Raw genomic sequence first — 22,479 nt, 5'->3', positions numbered from 1 at the left:
AGGGAAATAGGAAAGGAGGAACTAATAACGAAGCCGGTTCAGTTAAATAATGGTTGCATGACAATCGGTAGTTGTTTTAGCTTTGCAAGGAATAACCTGATTTCTATGACCTGCTGGATTAATAACTGAAATATGAATAAGGAGGAGTTAGTATGAAAAGTAAGATCGCCGATGCTATTAAACTTAAGTATCAACCTGTTGCCGTATTTCGTTCAGACTCTAAACCTGAGGGAGCCTTGCAGTTTAAGGAAGGGAAATGGGGCTGCACAATCTCTATGTTAAATGCCGCAGCCAAAGGTCGTGTTGCCGCATTTGATAACAAAACCACAACATGTAGTGGCGGGAAAGTCGGCTTAGGTTTTCAACGGTTTCAATTAGGTTTTATTGAATATTTCCTCTCAACGGGCGGCGTAGGAGGCAAAGAAGGAGAATTCTATAAGAAAAATCCTGAACTGGCCGCAAAATTTGCCACCGGATTGCCGGACGTTGAGGCAAAACCTTATCTTATTTTTAAGCCTTTGGCTGAATTAGCTCAGGACGAAACGCCGGAAGTCATTATCTTCCTGGTAAATGCCGACCAGCTTTCCGCTCTGGTACAGTTCGCCAATTACGATAAACCTACCCAAGACAATGTTAAAATCGAATTTGGTGCCGGTTGTCATCAATCTGTACTATATCCTCTGGCCCAAGCTGAGGAGAAAGAACCCAAGTGTGTTATAGGACTAACCGACCCTTCGGCAAGAAAATATATCAACAAAGATATTCTTTCGTTCAGTATTCCCTTTAAACGATTTTTGGAGTTAGAAGGGCAAGTAGAAGAGAGTTTTTTAACCAAAGAAACATGGCTCGGCATAGCGTCACGAATTGAATAAATAGGATCGAACCTTTGTCAACCAAAGACTTAGAGGAAATATATGCCAAACCCTAAATAAAAGTAGCCGAAAGCCCACCTTTTCAATCCCGGGCTTTCGGCTATATCTCAAAAATAGGTCTGAAAATCCTTCACCTTTAGTCCCGCCACGACACTTGCAACGGATTTCTGTCCACTAATCGTTTATAAGTATACTTTGGGAACCCTACTAACAATCCACCGGTGACAACCCTGTTTTCCGGCAGCTTCAAAATATCTAATAATGGTTTATACTTGGCAGAGGCGCACCCTTCAAAGAATCCCGCCCAACATGTTCCCAATTCAATAGCCGGCGCATAGAGTTCTGCGTAAGCGAGGGAGAAATGTGTATTATCACGTCCACGAGGTTGAAAGTTCTTTGAAGTTATGGCCACGATCAGACAGGGAGCGTTTCGTAAAATAACATCTTGACCGGTTTTGCGATAGGTGTCCACGACTCCAGCATAATACTGTGCCCAGGCAGAACCACTATTTACTTGCTCTTCCATCCAATCAACTGTGGCCGCCGTTATTTGGCGGAGTGTTTCTGGGTTATCAATGACGAGATACTCAACACCTTGAGTGTTACCTCCGGTTGGAGCCAATCGCGCGATATCAAGGAGCTGCATTATTTTTTCCCGCGTTACAGGATTTTGTTTGTAGCGACGAATAGATCGCCGGGAACGAAGAAAGCGAGCTGCCGTGTCCGCGTCAAGGACAGGCACCTTTTCCAGCGGCAACTGTTTGGCAAGCGGCGCCTTCACATTGTCCATTGCCGCCACAGGACAGACAGCCACACAGTGTCCACAGGCAATACAATTCCGCTCTGTGGCCTGCGGTTCTTGATTCTCCATAATGATACATCCTGAGGGGCAGACTTCTGCACAAAGTCCACAATGGATACATTTCTCTAGGTTAACTTGAATCAGCTCCATAGTTATCACTCCTACTTTCCACTTTTTCTAGTCTTCTGCAAATTTTTCATACACCAGTGAATACTTTACTTAAAATGACCATTCGTTTAAGTATGATTTAAAAAAATACTTTAGCAAGGGCTATATATTGCTAATAGTATAAATGACGTTTACGGTATTAGTATCTTTTCAAATAATGTCTCAATTGTATTTTTCACTGGTTTCGTTGATTTTTCGATCTTCATTCGTAACAGACTGCCTTGCCAAGCATCCCAGAACAAATCAGCTAAACATTCTGCCGACAAATCGATCCTAACTTTACCACTCTTCTGGCCACTTAGTAAACGTTGCGCTAATATCTCTTTGAATTCACCGACAGCAATATCTAACGCCACGCGACATTCTTCACTGGCTTCACTAATCTCACCTGCTAAGTTACCTAGCAAACACCCCTTCTTGGGATCAGCAGATTCATATGCTGCAGCGAGTTGTACAAAAACTGTACTTAACGCCAAATAAGCATCGCCATGGTCTTCTGCCTCCAACAAAGTTTTCCATTGCTCAATATGTGTTTCGGTATAAAAACGAATAATTTCTACGCCGAACTCTTCCTTGCTGGCAAAATAATTATAGAATGAGCCTTTAGGTATACCTGCAATGGTGGCGATTTCTTGAATACCAGTGGCATTAAAGCCTTTTTGCTCCAAAAGAGATAAACCGGTTTCTAATAGCTTTCTTTTCGTTTGTTCTAAATCTGCACATTTTTTTCTAGCCATGCTCTTAATTATATAACCGGTCATATTAATTGTAAATAGTTCTTTGCCAATGAACGTATTTCGTCCAATCCTATGAGGCAGTAACCTATCACTCAATCAATACTTGGTTTAAAGATTTTTTAAACAAGTAGTTTTATTTTTAAGCCGGAATGTTTCGTTAAGAACATTCCGGCTTAAAAATTTTCCTAACCCCATTGATCTTATCTGCTCCTCATAAGTAAAATGCATAAAAAATAAAAAGCTAATGGTGTCTTTTCAAACCATTAGCTTAAGTATATCTAAAAATTTTAGCCAAATTCACAGTCCTCACCTCTTAGGCAGTGGGCTTACTAAATGTAATCCTCTGTTTCTATTTAACGACGTATAGTTTACATCTCTAGTTTTCAATGCGCGCTGCTGCCTATAATCTATGAAAACAACTCCATAAATAGCAATCATTACAATAATACCCAAAATTCCTGATAGCATTTGAAATCCCCCCGTAATCCATCCTGGTTGATTTGTTCTTAGGTATAGAATAACACAATACTCAAGCTTTGTAATATTTAAATTGTGTATTTGTCAAATAGTTATTTTTTATGTTTGTTGCTGTTCCCGTTTAAAACTTGAAACATCTTTAATCCACAAAACGTATTATTGTGGGTGAAAACCAAAGCAAAATTGCTATTAACTTGCTTGGTTTTTAGTAACATTCTATTTTCGAATTCATTTGAGATACATAATACGTCCTTCCATAATTAACTTAGGGATTACTGAATAACCTCGAAACCTGCATGGGAGTAGGAACTAAGGCCATTTTCGTGGTATAATAAAGCAAGATAAAGGATGAATATGGTCGAAAAACCTTGCAGATGGGGGACGAAAATGTACCGAAAACCTACAGGTCAAATTAGCTTACTCGAAGACTTCAGATTTTTTGCAGGCGGCAAACTTGATGCGAATAACCGTTGGGTCAAGATGGCCGATTTGATTCCCTGGAACGTTGTTGAAGAGCGATATGCTTCTCATTTCCCAAAGCATACTGGAAATGTTGCGAAACCAGTTCGTGTCGCATTGGGTGCCCTCATCATCAAAGAAAAGTGTGGATTTTCCGACGAAGAAACCGTCCAACAAATCATGGAAAACCCCTATTTGCAATACTTCATCGGGCTGGAGGAATTTCAAACCACTCCACCGTTCGATTCATCGAGTATGGTCCATTTTCGGAAACGCCTCGACGCTAAGGTAATTGCTGAACTGAACGAAGCCTTATGTAAGGGAGAAACAAAGACGGAAACTGAAGATCATAAAGATCAAAACACTCCCCCACCAAGTTCAGGTTGTACAGACGACAATCGTCGTGAAGATCAAGCAAGCAGTGAGCAACCACCCCAACAAAACCACGGAAAACTCATTTTGGATGCCACATGCACCCCGGCCGATGTGAAATATCCCACGGATTTTTCTCTACTAAATGACGCACGGGAAAAGTTAGAGGCCATGGTGGACACCTTGCATGAGAATCAAATAGGGAAAGAGCTCAAGCCAAGAACCTATCGACAAAAGGCACGTAAACTCTATCTGAAGTTAGAAAAGAATCGGAAACCCAGAAGTCGTGAAATCCGCAAGGCCATTCGGAAACAGCTGAGCTTCGTTACAAGAGACCTTCAGATCGTCTTGAAACTATCAGCCAAGTACCCAGAAGGACTCAGTAAACGGCAGCAAAAAGACTTAGAAACCATACAAACACTCTTTGAACAGCAAAAAACCATGTATGACAAACGAGTCCACACTATAGAAGAGCGTATCGTGAGCATTAGCCAACCGCATGTTCGCCCGATTGTGAGGGGTAAAAAAACAGCAGCCACAGAATTTGGAGCGAAAGTTGCCATAAGTATCGTCAACGGATTTGCTTGGATCGAGAAGTTGAGTTGGGAAGCCTTTAATGAGGGCACCACCCTGATTGATTCGGTAGAAACCTATAAGGAGCGCCATGGAAACTATCCTGAATCCGTGATTGCCGATAAAATATATCGGAACCGAGACAACCTGCAGTACTGCAAGTTACATGGCATTCGGCTTAACGGGCCCAAACTAGGTCGACCCTCGAAGGATAAAAAAGAGCATTTAGAACAAAGGCGGCTAGAGAAACAAGAGGCAGGCCTAAGAAATGCAGTCGAGGCGAAATTCGGTGAAGGAAAACGTCGTTATGGACTAGGTCGAATAATGGTACGTCTCAAAGAAACGAGTGAGACGGTCATTGGCTTACAGTTCATCATCATGAACCTGGGGAAGCGCCTCCGGGATCTTTTGTACCTTTTTTGGGAAACGCCTTTTTTCGAGTTGGGAGATTTTGTTTGTTGCCTAGAAACTAAAAATATGGGGACTGTTCAGTAATCCCTAACTTATCTAATATCTAGAAATAAAAACTTATAATAATCATCATTTCTACATTTTCCGCATTATTCCTTGATTTCATCCCAAGCCAGCTAAATCTGCAAAAAGGCTAACGCGAGACAAACGTTGTCTCGCGTTGCTTCATTTTTTATGCTTAATATTAGTTGCTATTAATATCACTATAAACGCAAGATAGTTTCTAACCTATTATTGATTAATTCCATATCAAAGTTTCTATACCATTGGCTCTGAGCCCACTTCTGCATCGTTCTATAGTCAACATGGTTCGGGTCTGCCATAATTTTTAAAAATTCCACGTATCCCGGAATGCCCCCCACATCTTCCGGAGGTGCATTCCCTTCCCCCATTAAGCAAACCGGATAGGTTTTATTATACTCAGCATTTGTCCCCCGAATGGTGATTTCGTGCTCCCAGTTATCGCCGTAATCATAGCAATACGTTATCTTATAACGCTGGTTGGCATATTCCGAGAAGTTAACCTCTGAATCTAAACGTATTGGGCAGTCCGGGCTTGGTTCAAAAACTTCTTCAAATTCACTTATCACCTTTAAAATGCACTTATTTGCCTCGTCCAAAATATCAAAATCATACATATGATAACTTTTCCAACCGAATACTGCTTGTAGTATCATATGAAGCTGTTTGAACGTAATATCTACAGGAGTAATAAACCGTCTCCAGGCTGTATGGCGATCTAAATTCAGCTTGACCATGATATCGACAGCCTCACACTGAACGATTTCTTCCCCGGCAAAAAGCTTGAAATCTCTGTATAAAAGGGCATGCGGGTATGTATAATCCGCTTCCTGGGTGACTTTGATGAGTTCATGATTCATCCTTTTGGCAACCTTCGTCTGATAAAGTTCCTTTGTTTCTAAGCAATCATCGAATATGTTTACCCTTTCACAGGCTCTATTGAGGCGAGCAACATATTTAGCACCTCTGGTCTTAGAAAAAACTAACTCTCCGGCTGCTTTCAAATACCTTTCGATGATTTCGCTCTTTATTTTCTCGTCTCTCAAGCAATTTCTAATTCCTTGGATAAGTAACTCATTGATGTGTTTGAAATCGTTAGCTTTCAAACCATGCAGAACAAATCCATAGCGATTGCTGTCATTGACTGCGACAAGTGTCTTTCTGCGCTTCACCGTGATTAAATGCACGCTCCAACAAAATAAATCGTTTTCTTCAATTCCTTTCCCAGGCACTATCCCCATCTCGTCATTTAGTTTTTTGGTACAGCATATTTGCATTTTTTCCCTCCTAAGTTCAAGAACTTACTATATCTATCAGACAAGATTCTAAGCTTTTTTAGATGTTCGCTTCGCTATGCTGCACGGGTTATATCCTCCTGTATATAATTTACCAAGCCTCATTCCCACAAGCGCCGCAAGTTCTTTTATGGTGGTCACTCCCCTGGCAGATAAGGCTGATAATAGAACATTGCCGCAGGCAATGGCATCTTCTAAGGCGTTATGATGGGTAAAATCATGGTTAAGAAATTTGCAAACCGTATCAAGTCTATAGTTATCTAAGCCGCTCCACGTCTTAAGTGCCGTTTTATAAGTACATAAATAGTCTACTTCAGGATATGGAATTTCGTATAAGTCCAAAACATGACGCAACACCGACATGTCAAAGGAAGCGTTGTGAGCAATAACATAGGCATTCTCAAAGAGAGGACTAATCTGCCCATAAATGAGATCGAATTCCGGAGCATCCTTCACATCTTGCGCTTTAATTCCATGGATTGAGACATTCAAAGGGTCAAAGTAACGATACCGACGATGTGGTTTTATAAGCCAATAGTGAGTATCAACGACCTGTCCTTCTTCTAAAACTGCAATCCCGACCGAGCAGGCGCTGCCAATAAATTCGTTCGCAGTTTCAAAGTCTATACACACGGCTCTCATTGAACTTTCCTCCTATATCCTTCCATTCTTTGAGCATGCCATTCAGAAAATTGTCTTTTACGATTTTCAGCTCAGTAACTCATACATAATTCTGCTTCTTTCTGCTAAACCCTGCCTGCAACGACTGCAATTTCTTACGAAATGCATAACAAATAACATCAGAGGGGCCGCTGGATTTTAACTCGTTTACAACTGCCGGCGGCAAAACGTTTGCCATCACCATCCCCGATCCGAGGGAAGACGTGGATAAGGCACAGGCCGAAGCCGTTATGGACACGATCATTCGTAAGAATGTATTTCTTACGCCCAGCGGCGAGCTGATTGGAAAGCGGGATATTAAGATTGTTGGAACCACGACCAACGACTTATACGACCCGCCGCAAGCATAGGTGAAGCAAATAAGAAAGGCGGCCGCGTGGCCGCCACTTCTCGCTTAACTTGTGGCAAGACAAACTAAGTGCCGAGATATACAGTGCATCCTATCATACTTTTAATTTTCAGCTATGATCCTCTGAACATTAACGATAGGGTTTTTTGTTATTAGTCAGTCCCACCAGATAGTCGATACTGGTTTTATAGAATTCAGCAAGTTTAATAAGCGAGGAACTAGGAATATCCAGGCCACCGCTTTCATATCTGGAATAGGTTGTTTGGCTTACCTTCAGCAAGGTCGCAAGCTCTTGCTGAGTCAAATCCTTGTCCTCTCGTAAATCACGCAATCGTTGGTACATGATACTCACCCCAACACTATTTTATAGTATGCGATAATTGCATATTGATTATTATGCGAAAAACGCATAAAATAGTGAGTGTAAACCACTATTTGAGGTGAAGAACATTGGTAAATTATAAAGAAATGTATAGTATACTCTTCAACAAAATGACAGATATCATTGAAGAAATTCAGCAGACACAGCGCCAAACTGAAGAAATGTATTTAAATAGTAAAGACAGCGAATTTGTTCTTCTGAAGACAGGCCAGGATTCAGACCGCCCAGGAAAGCAAGAATAATTGGTAGTGTTAAATAGCCCCCACCTGGGATTAGATGAGAGCTATAACTATTTAACTTCTTCACTACAATGGCAATCCTTGCGCCTTAACTGCAGAAATTTAAACTTTAACCGTCTTCTTCATCACAAACCCCGGCAGCGGCTCCTTCATCTTCCAGACAATACTTATGGGTGCTGAACCATAGTGACTTTGAAAATCGGCAAAGCCCAGACAAGTAAAGGGAGAAGCAAACACTCCCTCTTTCTTATACTCCCTCACAAAAAATAACACATTCCCACCACTAGTTCCTTGGTTAAGATACCTCTGCCCTGTCAGGGATTCCACCGTTGTTCGACTTTGGGACTGCCAATGAAATAGCTCTTCATTGATGGAATAATCTTGATACATGGTTGATGGAGAATAATCCTTTTCCGCCTTGTTCAAGGTAACGAAAAACACATCTAGTTTCTTCTCAGCTAGGTAGAGAACTCCTTCTCGAAATGAGCTCCTCTTTTGTTCCGTATGTTTTCCCAGAGCCACCAAAATCTGATCAAAGGTATAAGCACAATATAAGTCCACTGGGTATTCATCCTCAAATCCAACCAATGGCTTATCGACAAAATTAATATTGCCGAACTGATAGTCCAGCAAATCTAATAGTTCTTGGTATAGTAGCTGATCATTAATGACCCAATAGATCGCCTCTTCTATACAAACAAACCTATTTCCCAGATCACTCAGCCCCTTGCCCCACAAGGTATAGTGAAGCATGGTTAGCATTGTCCGTTCTACCGCGGTCAATGAAGGCAATAAAGAACCTTTACCTAAAAGAATTTGTGGCAGGATCTTCTGCATAAACTTAATCCAGCGCCTGGAATTCAGCAAAGATAATCTCCCCAACGCTGAAGCCAGCACTCTTTCTCTCTCTGTATCTACCTGATAACCCTTGAGTAAACCAGCTTGAGCTGCAAGGCCCACAACCGTTACCCTTTTGCTATAGACATCAGTGGGTGTTACATGATAACCCTCGAAAAACTCCCTTACCTTTAGCTCCTGTTTAGTTTCTATAAGATCATATAGCTTGCTGATTATATTACGCTTCGTATTAATCGCATCTCGAATGTTCTCTAGAATATAGTTCTGGGCTTGTTTTTCCAATTGGATGGAACAGCCTCTAGGTACATTGGCAAAACCCGTCTTAATCTCCTGCTCAATGGTTTTTCGTGACCTAGATAACAGCGCTTTAAAACGGTCTTCAAATGAATACTTCTGATGTGCTTGTCCGACAAAATCCAAGACCGTCAGTGCTTCTTTCCCTTCGCAGAGCCTTAGCCCCCGCCCTAACTGCTGCAAGAAGACGGTCAAGCTTTCCGTTGGTCGCAGAAAAAGAACGGTATTCACTTCAGGAATATCAATTCCTTCATTATAGATATCCACAACAAAAACAAAGGTGATTTCCTTCGTTACCAGGCGCCGCTTCACGCTATCCCTCACAACGCTCTCCGATTCCGCGACTAGAAATTCTGAAAGAATCCCCGCTTTGTTAAAAACCTGAGCCATAAATTCAGCATGCTTTTTACTTAAACAAAAACCAATTCCGAAGATTTCGGAACGATCCAGACAATATCGTTCCAGGGCGTTTATAATATACCCAACTCGCTTTTCAGCGACGGCCTTTTCGAAAACATAGAGGTTTTCCAGCTCCCGCTCATCGTAATTGCCGGAAACCCATTGTACCTGGCGAAGGTCAACATTATCCGTCACCCCAAAATAATGAAAGGGACTGAGCAATTTCCGTTCAATAGCTTCCCATAACCGGATTTCGGCAGCTACTCTGCCCTCAAAATAGGAATAGATGCTTCGTCCGTCCGCTCTTTCAGGGGTTGCCGTCAGTCCGAGTAGTACCTTAGGCTTATAATACTCTAAAAGTTCTTGGTAGGATGGGGCAGCGGCGTGATGGAATTCGTCAATCACAATATAATCATAGAAGTCAGGCGAAGTGACCTCAGTTAAATCCTTCGAATTAAAGGATTGGATGGTAACAAATAAATAATCAAAGCTATCCGGCTTTAGACCACCCACCATTATGGAGCCAAAGTTGAGATCCTTGAGTATCCCTCGAAAGCAAGATAAACTCTGACTTAATATTTCCTTTCGGTGGGCGACAAAGAGCAGTCTGTTGGGTCTATTGGGGTTTGCTCTGCAAAAGTCCCGGTAATCAAAAGCAGCTATGACTGTCTTACCCGTCCCCGTGGCCGCAACGACCAGGTTTTTGAATGAGTGATGCACTTCCCGCTCAGCCTTCAATTTGTCCAGAATTTCTTGCTGATAATAGTAAGGTTTCAGATCAAAGTGAAACGCTAAGTCATTCGCTTCATCTTGACTGTTTCTTCGCTCAGACTTCAAAGCTTTTCTTAAACGCTCGGAATCAATTCCTGCAATAAAAGGCGTAAACTCAGGATTGTTCCAATACCCTTCAAAGGTGGCCCGGATTTTCTCCAGAATATCCCCTGAGTCAAATTGAGATAACTTAATATTCCATTCCAATCCGCTGGTCATCGCAGACTCAGAGATATTCGACGATCCGATATAAACAGTGCTGAAGCCTGTATCCCTCCAAAAGACATAGGTTTTAGCGTGAAGGCGAGTCCGTTCAGTATCATAGGAGATATGTATTTCAGTATTAGTCAGTTTACTAAGCTGTTCCACGGCTTTAAAATCCGTGGCTCCCAGATAGGAGGTGGTGATAACCCGCAGTTTGCCGCCGCCCATTGTAAACTGGGTCAGCTCATTAATGATTAACCGCAAGCCGCTCCACTTGATAAAGGAAACCAGAAAATCAATTCTGTCACTGCTTAAGATTTCCTTTTTTAGTTCGGATATCATGCTTGGCTCATGGACCGCGCCAGTAAAGAGGGAGTTCTCTGAGATAGAAGTCTCTGGTCTCACGATCCTTTCAGAGGCGGGTAAAGCTTTTGGACTGCTTGCTTTCTTGTCTACCAAGGCTAATAAGATCTGGGCATCCTGACTAATTAGGAAACTCTCAACTCGTTTTAAGGTCTCCTGATCCTTCTTAAAACTAAAGCTTCCCTTCTGAATACACTCGGCTATGAACTGCAAAATACCATTACATAAATTAACGCGGTCTCTGACGACAGCATCCCCATCTTCGATATAATCAAAAATCTCGCGTAGAATTTTCGTTATGTAATCTGCCAGAATCTTAGAAGACTCAGCCGAATCAAGAGGCTGAGTATCTTTAATGACAAGTTGCTGATCCACTTTATTCAGGTTATCGTTGATGATTCCGTTAATGATTTGCTCGTATAGGCCATAGATGATTTCTGACATGATTCACCTCTAACAAGGGACTGTATTAGTTAATTCCTTAAGAGCTAAGTATATGGATGGCACTATACCTCTGGCGCGATGGTTTAGTGACATCCTACTTTTTGCGCTTTTATCTAGGTTTATCGGGACTTCTAATTATTAACCTTATCGGTATATGATTTATGAAATTCAATTTATTAAGTACATATGCGGAGACATAACGGCAAATAGTATGGTTTTATAAACACCAAAAATGAAATACTGATTTTTTCTCATTTACTGCAAATTCGCAGAGGATATATAAGTCTTTTAACGCTTCAATTCCTTCTGCTGTCAATTCGATTTTTTCATTTGGATGCTCCTTCATCATCTGATTGAACCACTCCTTGGCAAGATGCTCCAAATTGTCTGCTGGAACTTTTAAAAAATAGTTAATCCAGTTGTTAGCTACTTGAAATAACCCATAATCTCTCTCGTTAACAATCAGCACCAAATACTCTCTTAAGGTTATCGGATTTAAATTATTAAACTTCGAGGCAGAAATTGACAAAGAGTTCAGATCCTTAGGGGCAAGATGAAGAGAAAAATCGGCTTTTTTTATGATACAACCTGGCTGATCAAATAGATCAAAATCTAAATTCTTTGATGCTTTTCTAATTAATTTATCGTTTCCTAACAAGAACTCTAATGTTAGTCCCATTTTCTATTCCTCCTAGAGATTCCCAAGTAGACTAAACCGGTATGTTGTATGGTTTTTGTTGCTCAAATAAAAAATACACTAGTTATTTAATAGTCGCTACTCATACATTTTTGAAGCAAGTAAAATGTGTGCAATCAATTGCCAAGGAGTAAATTTAGAAATATCAATATTTAAGTTTTTCTCCCAACCATCTATGTCATTTAACCAAGCTTGCATTGCTTCAAGATATCTCTCAAGGGTTGGGTTTTCCCAGGTGATAGAATTGCTTATTAAATCGACTCTTAACTCGCGGATAAACCTAACAAGGTCATCTTTATTATAAATACTCTTTACCATACTTTGTAAATCCATATTTCACCTCAAAATAAGCTACTTGACATTATCCTAATGATGCCGCCCTATGCTTTATTAGAGATGGGACGGTACCGATTGATTTACCAATAGGAATAAATGGGGGCGAGATTAAGCAATAGTTATTGTTTTATTAGCTTCAGCGAAAACTGCCCCCTTTACATTTCATATTCCTAATGACTGGAACGATGTTGTGAAGTATATTAAATTTAGGAAAGAACGGAGGATGGAGTAATGAAGGCCGAGAAATATAAATCGATTTTCAAGGAAAGATGGAAATTTTACCTTATTGGATATTTAATCGCATATTTTATACCCATTATTCTTTATGGGATTCCTAGTTGGCAATATCTTTTTCCAACCAGAATATTTGGCATTTCAGGTGCACTATTAATTGGGACCGCATTTTACTATGGTTCAAAAAAATTACCTGTAGTTGAAATTACTTTTCGGTCATTAAAATATGTAGGGTTTATGTTGGTATTGATGTTATTGACACTTGCTTTAAAAGAATTGATTTTAAGTATTTCAGGTTTTGATATTACTCCATTTATCGGCATACCTAATACAACCAAACAAGGAAACTTCCAGTAATCCTACCTCGCTGCTTCAGACCTATAATTTTTAAAGTTTCCATTATTAGCCTTACCCGAAGTTAGGTATGGTCAATTGAACTTGAAATTATGCTTATTTTCAGATAATAAATATTTCGGAGCGTTTATTTTTCCGCTTTTGCCTTATCCGTGCTGAGCAACTCGTAATTTAAATTTTTGAATTATCCAATGTAAGCAACCCACCGTTTTCAGCAACTGCTTTACCGAAATCATAGTCCTTGGGCTTGCCATTGAAATAATAGTTTATTATTCTCGCGTTTGCAGCGTGAGTAACGATTAAGATGTTTTTCTCCTTGTGTTCTTCCATAATCATATCACAAAAATCGCAGTTCCTTTTTGTAAATTCTTTGAAGCTTTCCGTGCCCATGTCGCCGCTGCTGATTGCTTGCCAAAACAATTTCATCGCATCCGCAGTTTCCTCTGTACCCTCAAATTCACCACAGTTTATTTCGGCGAGCCTTTCATCAAGCACAATCGCTCCTTTGTAGATAATTTCGCAGGTTTGGCGTGCTCGTTTTTGGGGACTGCAAAAACACGTATCAAAACTAACACTACTCAAATTTTTAGCTTGCAGTTTTGCCTGTTCTATTCCTGTTTGGTTCAACTCGGTATCTGTGCAGCCATTGAACTTCTTGAATAAGTTCCAATCGGTTTGACCTTGACGGACAAGGTATATCATAGTTATGTATCCTCCGTTAATAAAAATTTCCTATTTCGCACTTTTCTACTTTCGTTCATTGTTAAATTCATAGTTTTGAGTCCTATAATGAAGGTTACGTTAAGTCCCCTCGCCCAAATAGGTACGAGGGGACAGTTAATCTATGTAATGATGGTTATACAACAAGCTGTATTCCAAAGTATTTCAAAATCAAAACTTTGAATTTCCGAAAAATCACAATTCTTTTTTAATATTTCATCCATTTTGTTAATCCCCAACCAAAGAGACCAGAGCTCAATATAAACACCTTTAAGGAAATTATCTTGAAGATATTCTTGGAATTGCCTTTTGCACCTTAAGTTAAACTTACCACCAAGCCAATAAATATATTTCTTTTTGATATATTCTTCTATCCCATTAGGAGGTTTGGTACATATTGATATTTGCAATCCAGTAGTATCCGCACCATCCGGAATAAATAATGTTTTACAATCATCCGGAAGTTTATCAAGATCCCAAAAAGATTTAGGTTTAGGATTCATCTCCTTTAAATCCTTAACGGTTCGTCTTATAATACCGGACAAATCAATTTCTGGTAATTCACAGTCAGAGGCTATAAATGTAAATCTACTCAAATAATCACACATCCCATAAAAGTATTTGTCAATTGTGCGAAAAATGTATCCAATCCCCGCCAGTACCGGCAGCGCACTGGTCTATTGATTATTGAACATTTTAGCCGTCTATTATTTTTACTTTAGGCCACCTTTGAACATAACGGTTTACTTCATCATCTGTCGCTCCCCACCTCAACTGCCAAGGTCGATAGAGTAAGAAGTAGATAAATAGAACAATTAACACTACTATAACGGTCAAAAAGTACATGTAAACCTTCCCAACTTTCTTGAATGTGAAGAACTTATAAAGTCTCCAAAAAAACACTTGCATCGGTCAATGGCGTATAAACGTTGGTTATGACAATAGCACCCGCGTATTGCTGATTTCTATTGTTTATCGAATTTATCTCCACGGGTAAAAAGAAGTACCTCTCCTAAGCCTCCAATTAGTATTAATATAATTCCTAATCCATTAAAGATTCTTATCGATTCTTGGAGATAGACCACGTATGTATTGGTATCGATGCTACCACCCTGTTGTTGTACGATACTATTAGCATGCTCTTGGCCTAACCAAATACTATTTAATGTCAATACAAATCCGACAATTAACACTATTAGAAAAATAATGTATGCTTGTTTTTTTCTCATCAATGAAGGCATCTCCTTTCAGTACAATGACAAAGTTATTATCCAACAATAAAGAATTACCTCTTTTTTTAAGTTGCGTCCGATAAAACAGATTACGTAAAGAGCTGCCATATACCTTGTGGCAGCTCTCGAATTCTATACATAAGCACATACAAACGAGCCCTTTATGCGCCGTTGGCAAAGTTGACATTATCAATCTTTTTTATAGGACTCTTCATCTCTCTCTAATCCTGCGTATTTAAACATATTCAATAGGTTCACCAACCCCTTTGATCCTAAAAAAACTCCAATCCCAAAGATAATTTGAATTAATGACCCTACTATACCAGGTAGTAATCTTGCTATCATGTTTGGAACCCCAGGTGGCGTCGTAAGCATGCTCGTCAGATTCGTTACAATTTTAGGTAAAGAATTTCCTATCAAAAGTAGCCCTATAGCCGAAAATACTATTCTCTGTATATCATTGGCCTTTATACTAGAACCATCGTTAGTAAAACCCCCTACTTCAACCATAGTCGAAGATAGCCTGCCTGAAAGAACCCAAAGCAAAACTCCAAAGATAATAGGAAATATGTAAGGGACAATAATAGCGATCAAATTTTCAAGCCCAATTCGGTTTGGGGTTATGATTGAAGTAGTTAGCACATCTGCAATAATGTCAATTCCTTGAATGATCACATAGATACCAAGAATCTTGCAAGCCAGCCTAGCGATCTCGCGTTTATTCACTCTACTCTCCCCCGGTTTTTTATTTGGCCCAAATGGCGCATAACACCTTATTGACTAGGTTCGTGTAATCTCGAAATCAAGAGATATTACCGAATTAGGTTCGTAATATTTAACTCTATATGTCTTCGCCTTATTGGAATAAATATCCTTCTGCGTCCGATAAAGAGCGTTATGTAATGAACGGCCTCTATATCTAAATTAAATGAGGGACTATTGCTAACCTAGGGAAATAACTGTACTACCTTTACATTAAGAAATAATAAAAAAGGAATTGCAAATCCAATCAGAATACTAATTAATCCAATTACATCTGAATGTTTTACAAAAGGCTTCCACTGATTTCTTTTCATACTAATTTTAATAAACCACAAGAAAAACATAAATGGCACTAAATAAACTAATAGTACAGTAAGAAGATTCTTAAAATTTTTTACTACAAATTGTTGATATGCAATGAAGAAACTTGATAGTATCCAATAAATTATGCCAGAAATTATCCTATGAAAAATAAATTGTAGTTTTTCTAAATTAGCTTTACCTTCTTTATGGTCCATTTTCTAGCTCCACCTCAGCTTTGCAAACTTCGTTAACTAATCCTCATAAATGTCTTTTATCGTCTAACATTTTCGCCTTATTGGAATAAATATCCTTCTGCGTCCTATAAAAGACATTACGCATACTTATTAAAAAGTAAATTCTTCAATTTGGACCATATTTGACCGTGAGTGACATTTAGGTGTTTTTGGATTTCTACTTGTTTGCAGGCTGAAAGCGTGTTTTTACTTAAATGTATAAGTTCATTTTACTCTTGTTTTCGTCGATTTACTGTAATCTTCACATTCGCATTATAGACATTATCAACACTTTTACTTGATGACTCCACTTTCCAAAATCAAGATTAATTGCCTAACTAGTAATAGTAAACCTACACTTCGGATAATTTTTACACCCTATGAAATCTCCATATTTGCCCTTTCTCATGATTAACTCCCCACCACACTTAGGACAACTATTTGCACTTACTAGGTTCGCCTCTTCAGCTTTTTTCTTATGTATTTCCTCGACATGCTGAGTTCTGGCTTCCTTATCTCTTACATTTAGTGCTAATAGTCTTGAATATATCTCTTCCTTTTGCTGCTCAGTAATGGTTTCGGCTGTAAACTCTCTAATCGTATTAAGCAATTTTACCGAATATATAACCTTAGTATTTGTCTTAACCTTTAAATCTGCATTAATCGAAAAGACAATGATCGGCACGTAATTCAACTCTTTATATTCTTGTAAATTCTGTTTTAGAGCCTGAATATGACCATAGTTTTGTCTTATCGGATTAAAGAACTTTTCCTTCCGCTTGTAAATTACCTGTGTCCAAGACTCCCCGTGCTCATCTCCCAAAATCCAGCCCTTATAATTCTTTGTCTCGATTACAAAAATCCCGTAATTTGACACGACTACATGATCTATCTGGGACGTCTTCCCATCAACTCTCAACATTAGATCATTTATAACCTTATATTTTGTTGGATCTAACCTTGTTAGAAACGCCGATATTGTTTTCTCACCAATGATCCCTTTGATTTTGGCCTTATATAAGCGATAAACAAAAACAACTAGAACTAAAAGCCAAAAATACCATAGCTCCAAGAAAGCCTTTATCATTTGATCATCTCCCCCCACTTTCCCTCTCTAAGCGTATTCAAAGCCCATAGTCTTCTTCGTTTCCCTAAACTTCTTCAAAAGCATGGCTAAAAGAACTCTTATCTAAGCACTAAACCCACTTCCTATAATACACCTCCAACCTCTCGTCACACCGCCTAACAATCCACTCCTTCTCCTCCCACGACAACTTCCTCCAAACATGCCGATTAAACTCCACATACTCAATATTCCGACACCGGCTCATAAATCGCATATCCTCAAACCGCTTAAACGGATTGCTAAAGATGTTTCTCTCAACATCCTTTCTCATATATCCTTCTTTGCAATACAAACTGGATTTCTTCTCTACCACCAGCCCGCCCTCTTTTCTAGCCTTATAAAAATCCGTGAAGTAATTAACGATGTCCTCGACCCTAACTCTTCCGTTTTCGTCCACATGCTCAAGCATGGCTTTGAGCAATACCGGTTTATAGGAAAAACTCATATCCATCGTCCTGACCATGTCCATAAACTTATCTTTCATATTGGCAGGATTGATCAGCTCCCAGCCGTACTGTTTAGCATAGCTCTCCACGGTTGCTTCATTAAAATACTTAAAGCTCCTTTTATCCCCGAAGGGTACCTCTAAATCGGGGGTTATCTTTCCTTCACGCAGGTACCGTTCAATGGTTTCTGTTTGCACATCGACCATCCTCACGAACTCCAGCTGAGATATCATCCCTTTCACTTCATCCTGCCAGTTAAAGAGATCAATCAGTTCATAATCCGCGGCATTCACCGGGAAATCCAGAAAAACGGCCGGTTTTTCTCCTCTGGCGATTAAATCTCTGTCCAGCTCAAACTGTTTCTGGGAAGCAACAACGTACTCTCCCGCCCTATATTCCCTCAGGTTAAACATCCTGTGCAGAGAGTAGGGCATGTTAAACAAGCTGGCATTATCAATAAAATCAAAGACCATCAGGTAGTCCTTACCCGAGCACTTGCGCATCCCTCTGCCCAGTTGCTGAACATAAAGTGTCTTGGAGAGCGTCGGCCTGGCCATGAACAAAACTTCTGTTTTCGGACTATCCCATCCCTCGTTTAAAAGGTCACAGGCACATAAGACTTGGATATCCCCATTTTCGTACAGGTCTAAAATCCGTGACCTTTCCGCTGACTTCATAGACCCGGAAACAGCCTCACAACTAATTCCCTGTTGCTTAAACAATGCAGAAATCTCCTGAGCATGATGTACGGAAGCACAAAATACTACGGTTTTCTTATCCCTAACATAATTCAGATAGGTTTCAGCTATAAGCTTATTTCTCCCCGGCACGAAGAGCTTGCTTTCTAAATCCTGGGCGTAATATTTAATCCCATTGATTCTCACCGTAGAAAGATCCACATTAGTCTTAACCCGGATACACCGGATAGGAACAAGTTCCCCTAATTCCACGGCTTGCTGCAAATCTAGTTTATGGGCCACATTCTTAAAATCTTCAAGGATACTCTCTCCATCCGCTCGATCCGGGGTAGCGGTTAGCCCCAGAGTGAATTCAGGTTTGAAGTAACTCAAAACCTTCCTATAAGTATCTGCCGTTCCGTGATGACATTCATCGACGATGATATAGCCGAAGTCATCCGGTTTAAACCGTTCTAGATTTCTGGCAACACTCTGAATGCTGCTGCAAACAACATATGCATCTTTAGCCTTTTCTTCTGCAACATAGAGACCGGTCTCCGCCTGATCCCAAAGTTCTTCAAACGTGCCTTTAGCCTGGGTTATTAGTTCTTTGGTATGAGCCAAAAACAGGGTTCTTTTCCCCAGTCGTTTGGCATCACTAACTGCGGTTACAGTTTTCCCGGTTCCGGTAGCATGATAGAGCAGAGCGATGCTCTCCCCTTGATCACGCATGGTCTGCAGGCTGTCTAAAGCAGCTTGTTGATGCTCGCGCAGTTCAATGACCTTGCCCTTTTGCTTAGGCAGATAATCTTCCAGCATCCTAAAGGAGGGGATTTCCCCGACAAAAATCCGCAGCTCGTCCTTGACCTTCTCGGGTTGATGCTTCAGTTGGTTGTATACCCAGCGGTAAATCTTCCAGTTTTGATAGATCAGGCTGTTTTGCTTGGTAAGGTCATCATAATATTTATTAGAAGAAACCTTATGGGGATTATGATAGGTTTCACCATCAATCTCTATGGCTATTTTTAAGTCTGCGCTTTCCAGGGCAAAATCAATGGAGCGTCTATGTCCATAAATATCGGTGACCGGATACTGAAGAAATAGATACTCTGCTTGATCCGGACCAAAGGTATCACAGAACAACTCGACAAAGAGATCTTCAGCAATACTGCCCAGGCTTCCCTTACGCTTGATCCTTTCTGTCAATTTGCTTCAACCCCTTAACCGTCGATAACTTCTTTCATCAGGAGCTTATCCCGGAAAGCGCCTCTCTCCTCGACCTTTTGCTGTCTGATTCCCTCGAATTCCTACCGAGAAACCCCTTTATAATCCAGGATGGCGTAGACCACTTCCACTAAATCTGCCAGTTCTTCAACGCTTTGGCTGTCCAATCCTTAGCGTTAATTCAATCCTCAAGTGATTTTGTCTTACGGTCTTTATAAAAATAAAAAAGAGCGATCAGCCACCCTCTTTTCCCCCTTTACCTCCGGGATTACTGATTCATACTCCATCAGCATATATCAACTTGTTTTAGTTCTTGATCATTCATGACCCGGCAACTCCTTTTATCAAGGACTGAGTGCCTGGGCGTGTTTGGACTAATTTTTTCTGTTCATCATAAAGATGCACCGAAGACTCCCCCTAGCCTGTTATCAGGCCTTATGGACAACGTTTGACGTATACCTTTCTTTTTCGCCGAACCTCCTGCTTTTCCTTCCATCAATCACCAAATATTTCAAAAACTATCTAAAGGGGCGCCATTCAGTCTTAAATACCGATTGACGCCCTTTCAAGCTGTAATTTTTATAGTTCTTATTGTCATTTTCAATAATAACAAGCGGCCCTTTATATTTCAGAAAATAAGATCTAAAATATTAGAAGACAAAGGCTATAGTGTAAATAAGCCTTTTCGTTAAAGGAGTTGAGATTATGAGCATCGTAGAAATCATGGATACAAGCTATGAAACTTGTCATGAGGCCATCGCCAAAGTATTTCAACAGTTTCCTTTAGATATAGAAGGAAAAAAAGTAGTGATTAAACCGAACGTGCTGCGCAGCGCTGCTCCGGAAGAGGGTATAACTACCCACCCGGCAGTTCTAAAAGCCGTAATCCAGGAAGTCGTCAAACGAAACCCCGCCTCTCTGATCGTCGGTGATAATCCGGGCGTGTTCTCCTATGGCATGAATGAGAAGGCCTTTCAAGACACGGGCTTAATGGATGCGGCCGGTACATATTATCGCAACATAAGTGCAGAAACTGTTCAGATGAGTATTAATTCTCCCTATATAGAATCGGCCCTAGTATCTCGGGCAATTATTGACGCCGATATCTATATTAGTATCCCGAAATTTAAGACCCACGGTCTTACAGGCATATCTTGCGCAATTAAAAATAACTTCGGGCTCTTAGCCGGGGCCCTTAAGGCTCAAACCCATAAAAAAGCGGGCAATCCCTTCAACTTCGCCGAAGCCTTAGTCGAAGTATTTGCCCTGAAAGTTCCCGATCTGATTATTGTAGATGGTGTTTTAGCTATGGAAGGTAACGGTCCTGCATCTAAAGATTTGGTTAATCTTGGGAAAGTCTTAGCCGGTACAGACCCGGTCGCTGTAGACACTGTCGCAGCCTATATGATGGGTTTCTCCGAACAGCCTCGCAGCATTCAAATAGCAGCGGCCAAGGGATATGGTCTTAATGACCTTTCCAAAATCACGGTTCATGGGAAGCTTGAAGTTATACCTGGTTTCAAGCTTCCGCAATCCGGGCCGCCGGGCGGTGCCATTATGGAATCTGTGACCGCGCTCAGGCCAAAGATCAATCATGAATTATGCACTCTTTGTGCTACCTGTGTAGAACATTGCCCCAATGGTGCTTTAACCATGGATGAATACCCGTCTGTGGCTCCGGAAAAGTGCATTACATGCTATTGCTGCCAAGAGCTTTGCCCGCAAAAAGCGATCGAATTAAAGTAAATTTTTCAAACCCCCTTGGGAAAATTAATTTCCTAAGGGGGTTTCTCGCATAGCCTTTACCAATCTTCCACCCATTTCTAAGGCTTTCTGGCAGTCCATCGGGAATTGTTTCTCTTTCACTTCAGCTTTATGTTTTACGTCAAACATTGAAGCTTCATACTTGAAGTAATCATCGAACTGATAGGTATCTGCTGCTGTTATAAGTTCTGAAGTTCCATTAAGTAATTGCAGCAAGTTCTTATTATGATTAAATACAGCATGGGAAGCTCCAGCTTCTGCGCAGCTACAGAAGGAAATTCTACAGATTAATCACTTCAGCGCTGATTTCCTTTAGTTTCGTTCTTCGCTTTTCGGATACCTCTCGATAGATCTCCAGCACAGCTTTATTAATAACTGCTCCAAAATAGGCAGTGATAATGGCCCCCAGGACAATACCTTTGAACCCCATGCTTGCCAAAGGGTAAATACCTATTCCCACGAGCGAAAAGGAAATGCCAAAGGAAAAGGCCATCTTGATGGTTAACCTCAGGTTTTCAAAAAAGAACCTAATTCCAAGTTTGAAATTATCGATGAGACTTACATCATCTACTACGATTGAGTACTTAACGTAAAGCAAAGGAAGAAATACTAAACCAAAATAACCATAACTTAATTCCCTTTTTATTAAGATCAAGAGAATGGGGATAACCCCTAAGAGGCTAAGGATAAAAAACTTAAACCATAATTTATTACCATCTCTGAGAAAGTCTTTGAAGGTCACCTTTTTATGCCCCGCCTGGCTGATAACGGCTAAATAACCACTGTCCAAAAAACTTGTGACCAAAAGAACCGCTAGAAGGAGTAACAGGTTGGTCAAGTTGATTTGATTGATCACTCCTCGAAAAGCGCTTGAATAATTATATTGAAAGATCAGTGAGGGGAAATCTTCCAGGAAATATCTAATACTGGGCGGGGCTGATATAAACCCCAGCTTTAAATTGAATAGTTTGGCGACAGGCACGTACTCACTCTTGAAAATCTTTTCAAAAAGACTAAGTTCTCCAATATCTAAAATGACGGGCAGCAAAATAATCCAAAGAACCTTATGAATCGCTTTAAACTGTTCGTACAATATCTCAGTAACAGCCATGGACTCTGCTCCTTTAAGTTTCCTAATTT

The 22,479-nt window shown here is 40.2% G+C and carries 23 protein-coding genes; 6 read left to right on the top strand and 17 right to left on the bottom strand.

All coding sequences use genetic code 11. The features are described from left to right. Window positions 1-152 precede the first annotated feature (152 nt). Window positions 153-872 carry a DUF169 domain-containing protein gene (locus DESACI_RS01815; RefSeq protein WP_014825452.1) on the top strand — a complete coding sequence of 240 codons (720 nt, stop codon included), beginning with the start codon at window positions 153-155 and terminating at the stop codon, window positions 870-872. Between the two features lie 136 nt (window positions 873-1,008). Here the strand turns inward: DESACI_RS01815 and DESACI_RS01810 are convergent, their stop codons facing one another. Then, window positions 1,009-1,824, bottom strand: a complete 816-nt coding sequence (locus tag DESACI_RS01810; protein WP_014825451.1) for a nitroreductase family protein — start codon at window positions 1,822-1,824, stop codon at window positions 1,009-1,011. A 149-nt stretch (window positions 1,825-1,973) separates the two neighbouring features. Beyond that, a complete protein-coding gene (locus tag DESACI_RS01805) occupies window positions 1,974-2,579 on the bottom strand; it encodes a TetR/AcrR family transcriptional regulator (RefSeq protein ID WP_041275935.1) in 606 nt (201 codons plus the stop codon). A gap of 864 nt (window positions 2,580-3,443) precedes the next feature. Here DESACI_RS01805 and DESACI_RS01800 point away from each other — a divergent pair. Continuing rightward, on the top strand, window positions 3,444-4,955 hold the full coding sequence (locus DESACI_RS01800; RefSeq protein WP_049804021.1) for an IS5 family transposase: 1,512 nt from the start codon (window positions 3,444-3,446) through the stop codon (window positions 4,953-4,955). 179 nt (window positions 4,956-5,134) lie between these two features. Here the strand turns inward: DESACI_RS01800 and DESACI_RS01795 are convergent, their stop codons facing one another. Further along, on the bottom strand, window positions 5,135-6,229 hold the full coding sequence (locus tag DESACI_RS01795) for a plasmid pRiA4b ORF-3 family protein (RefSeq protein ID WP_014825448.1): 1,095 nt from the start codon (window positions 6,227-6,229) through the stop codon (window positions 5,135-5,137). Between the two features lie 48 nt (window positions 6,230-6,277). After that, entirely contained in the window at window positions 6,278-6,889 is a 612-nt protein-coding gene (locus DESACI_RS01790) for a 3'-5' exonuclease (RefSeq protein WP_014825447.1), read from the bottom strand. 152 nt (window positions 6,890-7,041) lie between these two features. Between DESACI_RS01790 and DESACI_RS01785 the strand changes: the two genes are divergently transcribed. Continuing rightward, on the top strand, window positions 7,042-7,278 hold the full coding sequence (locus DESACI_RS01785) for a DUF2922 domain-containing protein (protein ID WP_014825446.1): 237 nt from the start codon (window positions 7,042-7,044) through the stop codon (window positions 7,276-7,278). Between the two features lie 129 nt (window positions 7,279-7,407). Here the strand turns inward: DESACI_RS01785 and DESACI_RS01780 are convergent, their stop codons facing one another. Beyond that, complete coding sequence (locus tag DESACI_RS01780) at window positions 7,408-7,620, bottom strand: helix-turn-helix domain-containing protein (RefSeq protein ID WP_014825445.1); 213 nt, start codon at window positions 7,618-7,620, stop codon at window positions 7,408-7,410. Window positions 7,621-7,745: 125 nt separating this feature from the next. On the opposite strand from DESACI_RS01780, the gene DESACI_RS24950 reads away from it, so the two are divergent. Continuing rightward, complete coding sequence (locus DESACI_RS24950) at window positions 7,746-7,901, top strand: hypothetical protein (RefSeq protein WP_207643922.1); 156 nt, start codon at window positions 7,746-7,748, stop codon at window positions 7,899-7,901. A 99-nt stretch (window positions 7,902-8,000) separates the two neighbouring features. On the opposite strand, the gene DESACI_RS01775 is transcribed toward DESACI_RS24950, so the two are convergent. The 3 genes from DESACI_RS01775 to DESACI_RS01765 form a co-directional block, all read right to left on the bottom strand. Further along, window positions 8,001-11,231, bottom strand: coding sequence for a DEAD/DEAH box helicase (locus DESACI_RS01775; protein WP_014825443.1), 3,231 nt, complete (start codon window positions 11,229-11,231; stop codon window positions 8,001-8,003). 217 nt (window positions 11,232-11,448) lie between these two features. Continuing rightward, window positions 11,449-11,910, bottom strand: coding sequence for a hypothetical protein (locus DESACI_RS01770; RefSeq protein ID WP_014825442.1), 462 nt, complete (start codon window positions 11,908-11,910; stop codon window positions 11,449-11,451). Between the two features lie 96 nt (window positions 11,911-12,006). Further along, complete coding sequence (locus tag DESACI_RS01765; RefSeq protein ID WP_014825441.1) at window positions 12,007-12,261, bottom strand: DUF7660 family protein; 255 nt, start codon at window positions 12,259-12,261, stop codon at window positions 12,007-12,009. Window positions 12,262-12,495: 234 nt separating this feature from the next. On the opposite strand from DESACI_RS01765, the gene DESACI_RS01760 reads away from it, so the two are divergent. Next, window positions 12,496-12,855 (top strand): hypothetical protein, encoded by a 360-nt coding sequence (locus tag DESACI_RS01760; RefSeq protein ID WP_014825440.1) that lies wholly within the window; start codon window positions 12,496-12,498, stop codon window positions 12,853-12,855. Window positions 12,856-13,023: 168 nt separating this feature from the next. Here the strand turns inward: DESACI_RS01760 and DESACI_RS01755 are convergent, their stop codons facing one another. The 7 genes from DESACI_RS01755 to DESACI_RS01725 all read right to left on the bottom strand — a co-directional run bounded on the left by DESACI_RS01755 (window position 13,024) and on the right by DESACI_RS01725 (window position 19,557). Beyond that, window positions 13,024-13,554, bottom strand: a complete 531-nt coding sequence (locus tag DESACI_RS01755) for a histidine phosphatase family protein (RefSeq protein WP_014825439.1) — start codon at window positions 13,552-13,554, stop codon at window positions 13,024-13,026. A 140-nt stretch (window positions 13,555-13,694) separates the two neighbouring features. Next, window positions 13,695-14,168, bottom strand: a complete 474-nt coding sequence (locus tag DESACI_RS01750; RefSeq protein ID WP_014825438.1) for a hypothetical protein — start codon at window positions 14,166-14,168, stop codon at window positions 13,695-13,697. A gap of 369 nt (window positions 14,169-14,537) precedes the next feature. Further along, window positions 14,538-14,801, bottom strand: coding sequence for a hypothetical protein (locus DESACI_RS01745; protein WP_014825437.1), 264 nt, complete (start codon window positions 14,799-14,801; stop codon window positions 14,538-14,540). Window positions 14,802-14,993: 192 nt separating this feature from the next. Beyond that, a complete protein-coding gene (locus DESACI_RS01740) occupies window positions 14,994-15,530 on the bottom strand; it encodes a hypothetical protein (RefSeq protein ID WP_014825436.1) in 537 nt (178 codons plus the stop codon). A 221-nt stretch (window positions 15,531-15,751) separates the two neighbouring features. Then, window positions 15,752-16,084: a hypothetical protein gene (locus DESACI_RS01735; protein ID WP_014825435.1), complete on the bottom strand. Its 333-nt coding sequence runs from the start codon at window positions 16,082-16,084 to the stop codon at window positions 15,752-15,754. Between the two features lie 352 nt (window positions 16,085-16,436). Continuing rightward, window positions 16,437-17,189: an NERD domain-containing protein gene (locus tag DESACI_RS01730; RefSeq protein ID WP_014825434.1), complete on the bottom strand. Its 753-nt coding sequence runs from the start codon at window positions 17,187-17,189 to the stop codon at window positions 16,437-16,439. Between the two features lie 109 nt (window positions 17,190-17,298). Next, entirely contained in the window at window positions 17,299-19,557 is a 2,259-nt protein-coding gene (locus DESACI_RS01725; RefSeq protein WP_014825433.1) for a DEAD/DEAH box helicase, read from the bottom strand. A 723-nt stretch (window positions 19,558-20,280) separates the two neighbouring features. Between DESACI_RS01725 and DESACI_RS01720 the strand changes: the two genes are divergently transcribed. Beyond that, complete coding sequence (locus tag DESACI_RS01720; protein WP_014825432.1) at window positions 20,281-21,321, top strand: DUF362 domain-containing protein; 1,041 nt, start codon at window positions 20,281-20,283, stop codon at window positions 21,319-21,321. Window positions 21,322-21,345: 24 nt separating this feature from the next. Here DESACI_RS01720 and DESACI_RS01715 read toward each other — a convergent pair whose 3' ends face one another. Together DESACI_RS01715 and DESACI_RS01710 are read right to left on the bottom strand one after the other, a co-directional pair. Further along, window positions 21,346-21,555, bottom strand: a complete 210-nt coding sequence (locus DESACI_RS01715) for a hypothetical protein (protein WP_041275934.1) — start codon at window positions 21,553-21,555, stop codon at window positions 21,346-21,348. 64 nt (window positions 21,556-21,619) lie between these two features. Further along, complete coding sequence (locus DESACI_RS01710; protein ID WP_014825431.1) at window positions 21,620-22,450, bottom strand: hypothetical protein; 831 nt, start codon at window positions 22,448-22,450, stop codon at window positions 21,620-21,622. Window positions 22,451-22,479: the final 29 nt, after the last annotated feature.

It is taken from the genome of Desulfosporosinus acidiphilus SJ4, assembly GCF_000255115.2.
In the GTDB taxonomy this organism is placed as follows: domain Bacteria; phylum Bacillota; class Desulfitobacteriia; order Desulfitobacteriales; family Desulfitobacteriaceae; genus Desulfosporosinus; species Desulfosporosinus acidiphilus.
Note: the sequence above shows the minus strand (reverse complement) of the source record. Positions and strands in the feature narration are given on the sequence as shown.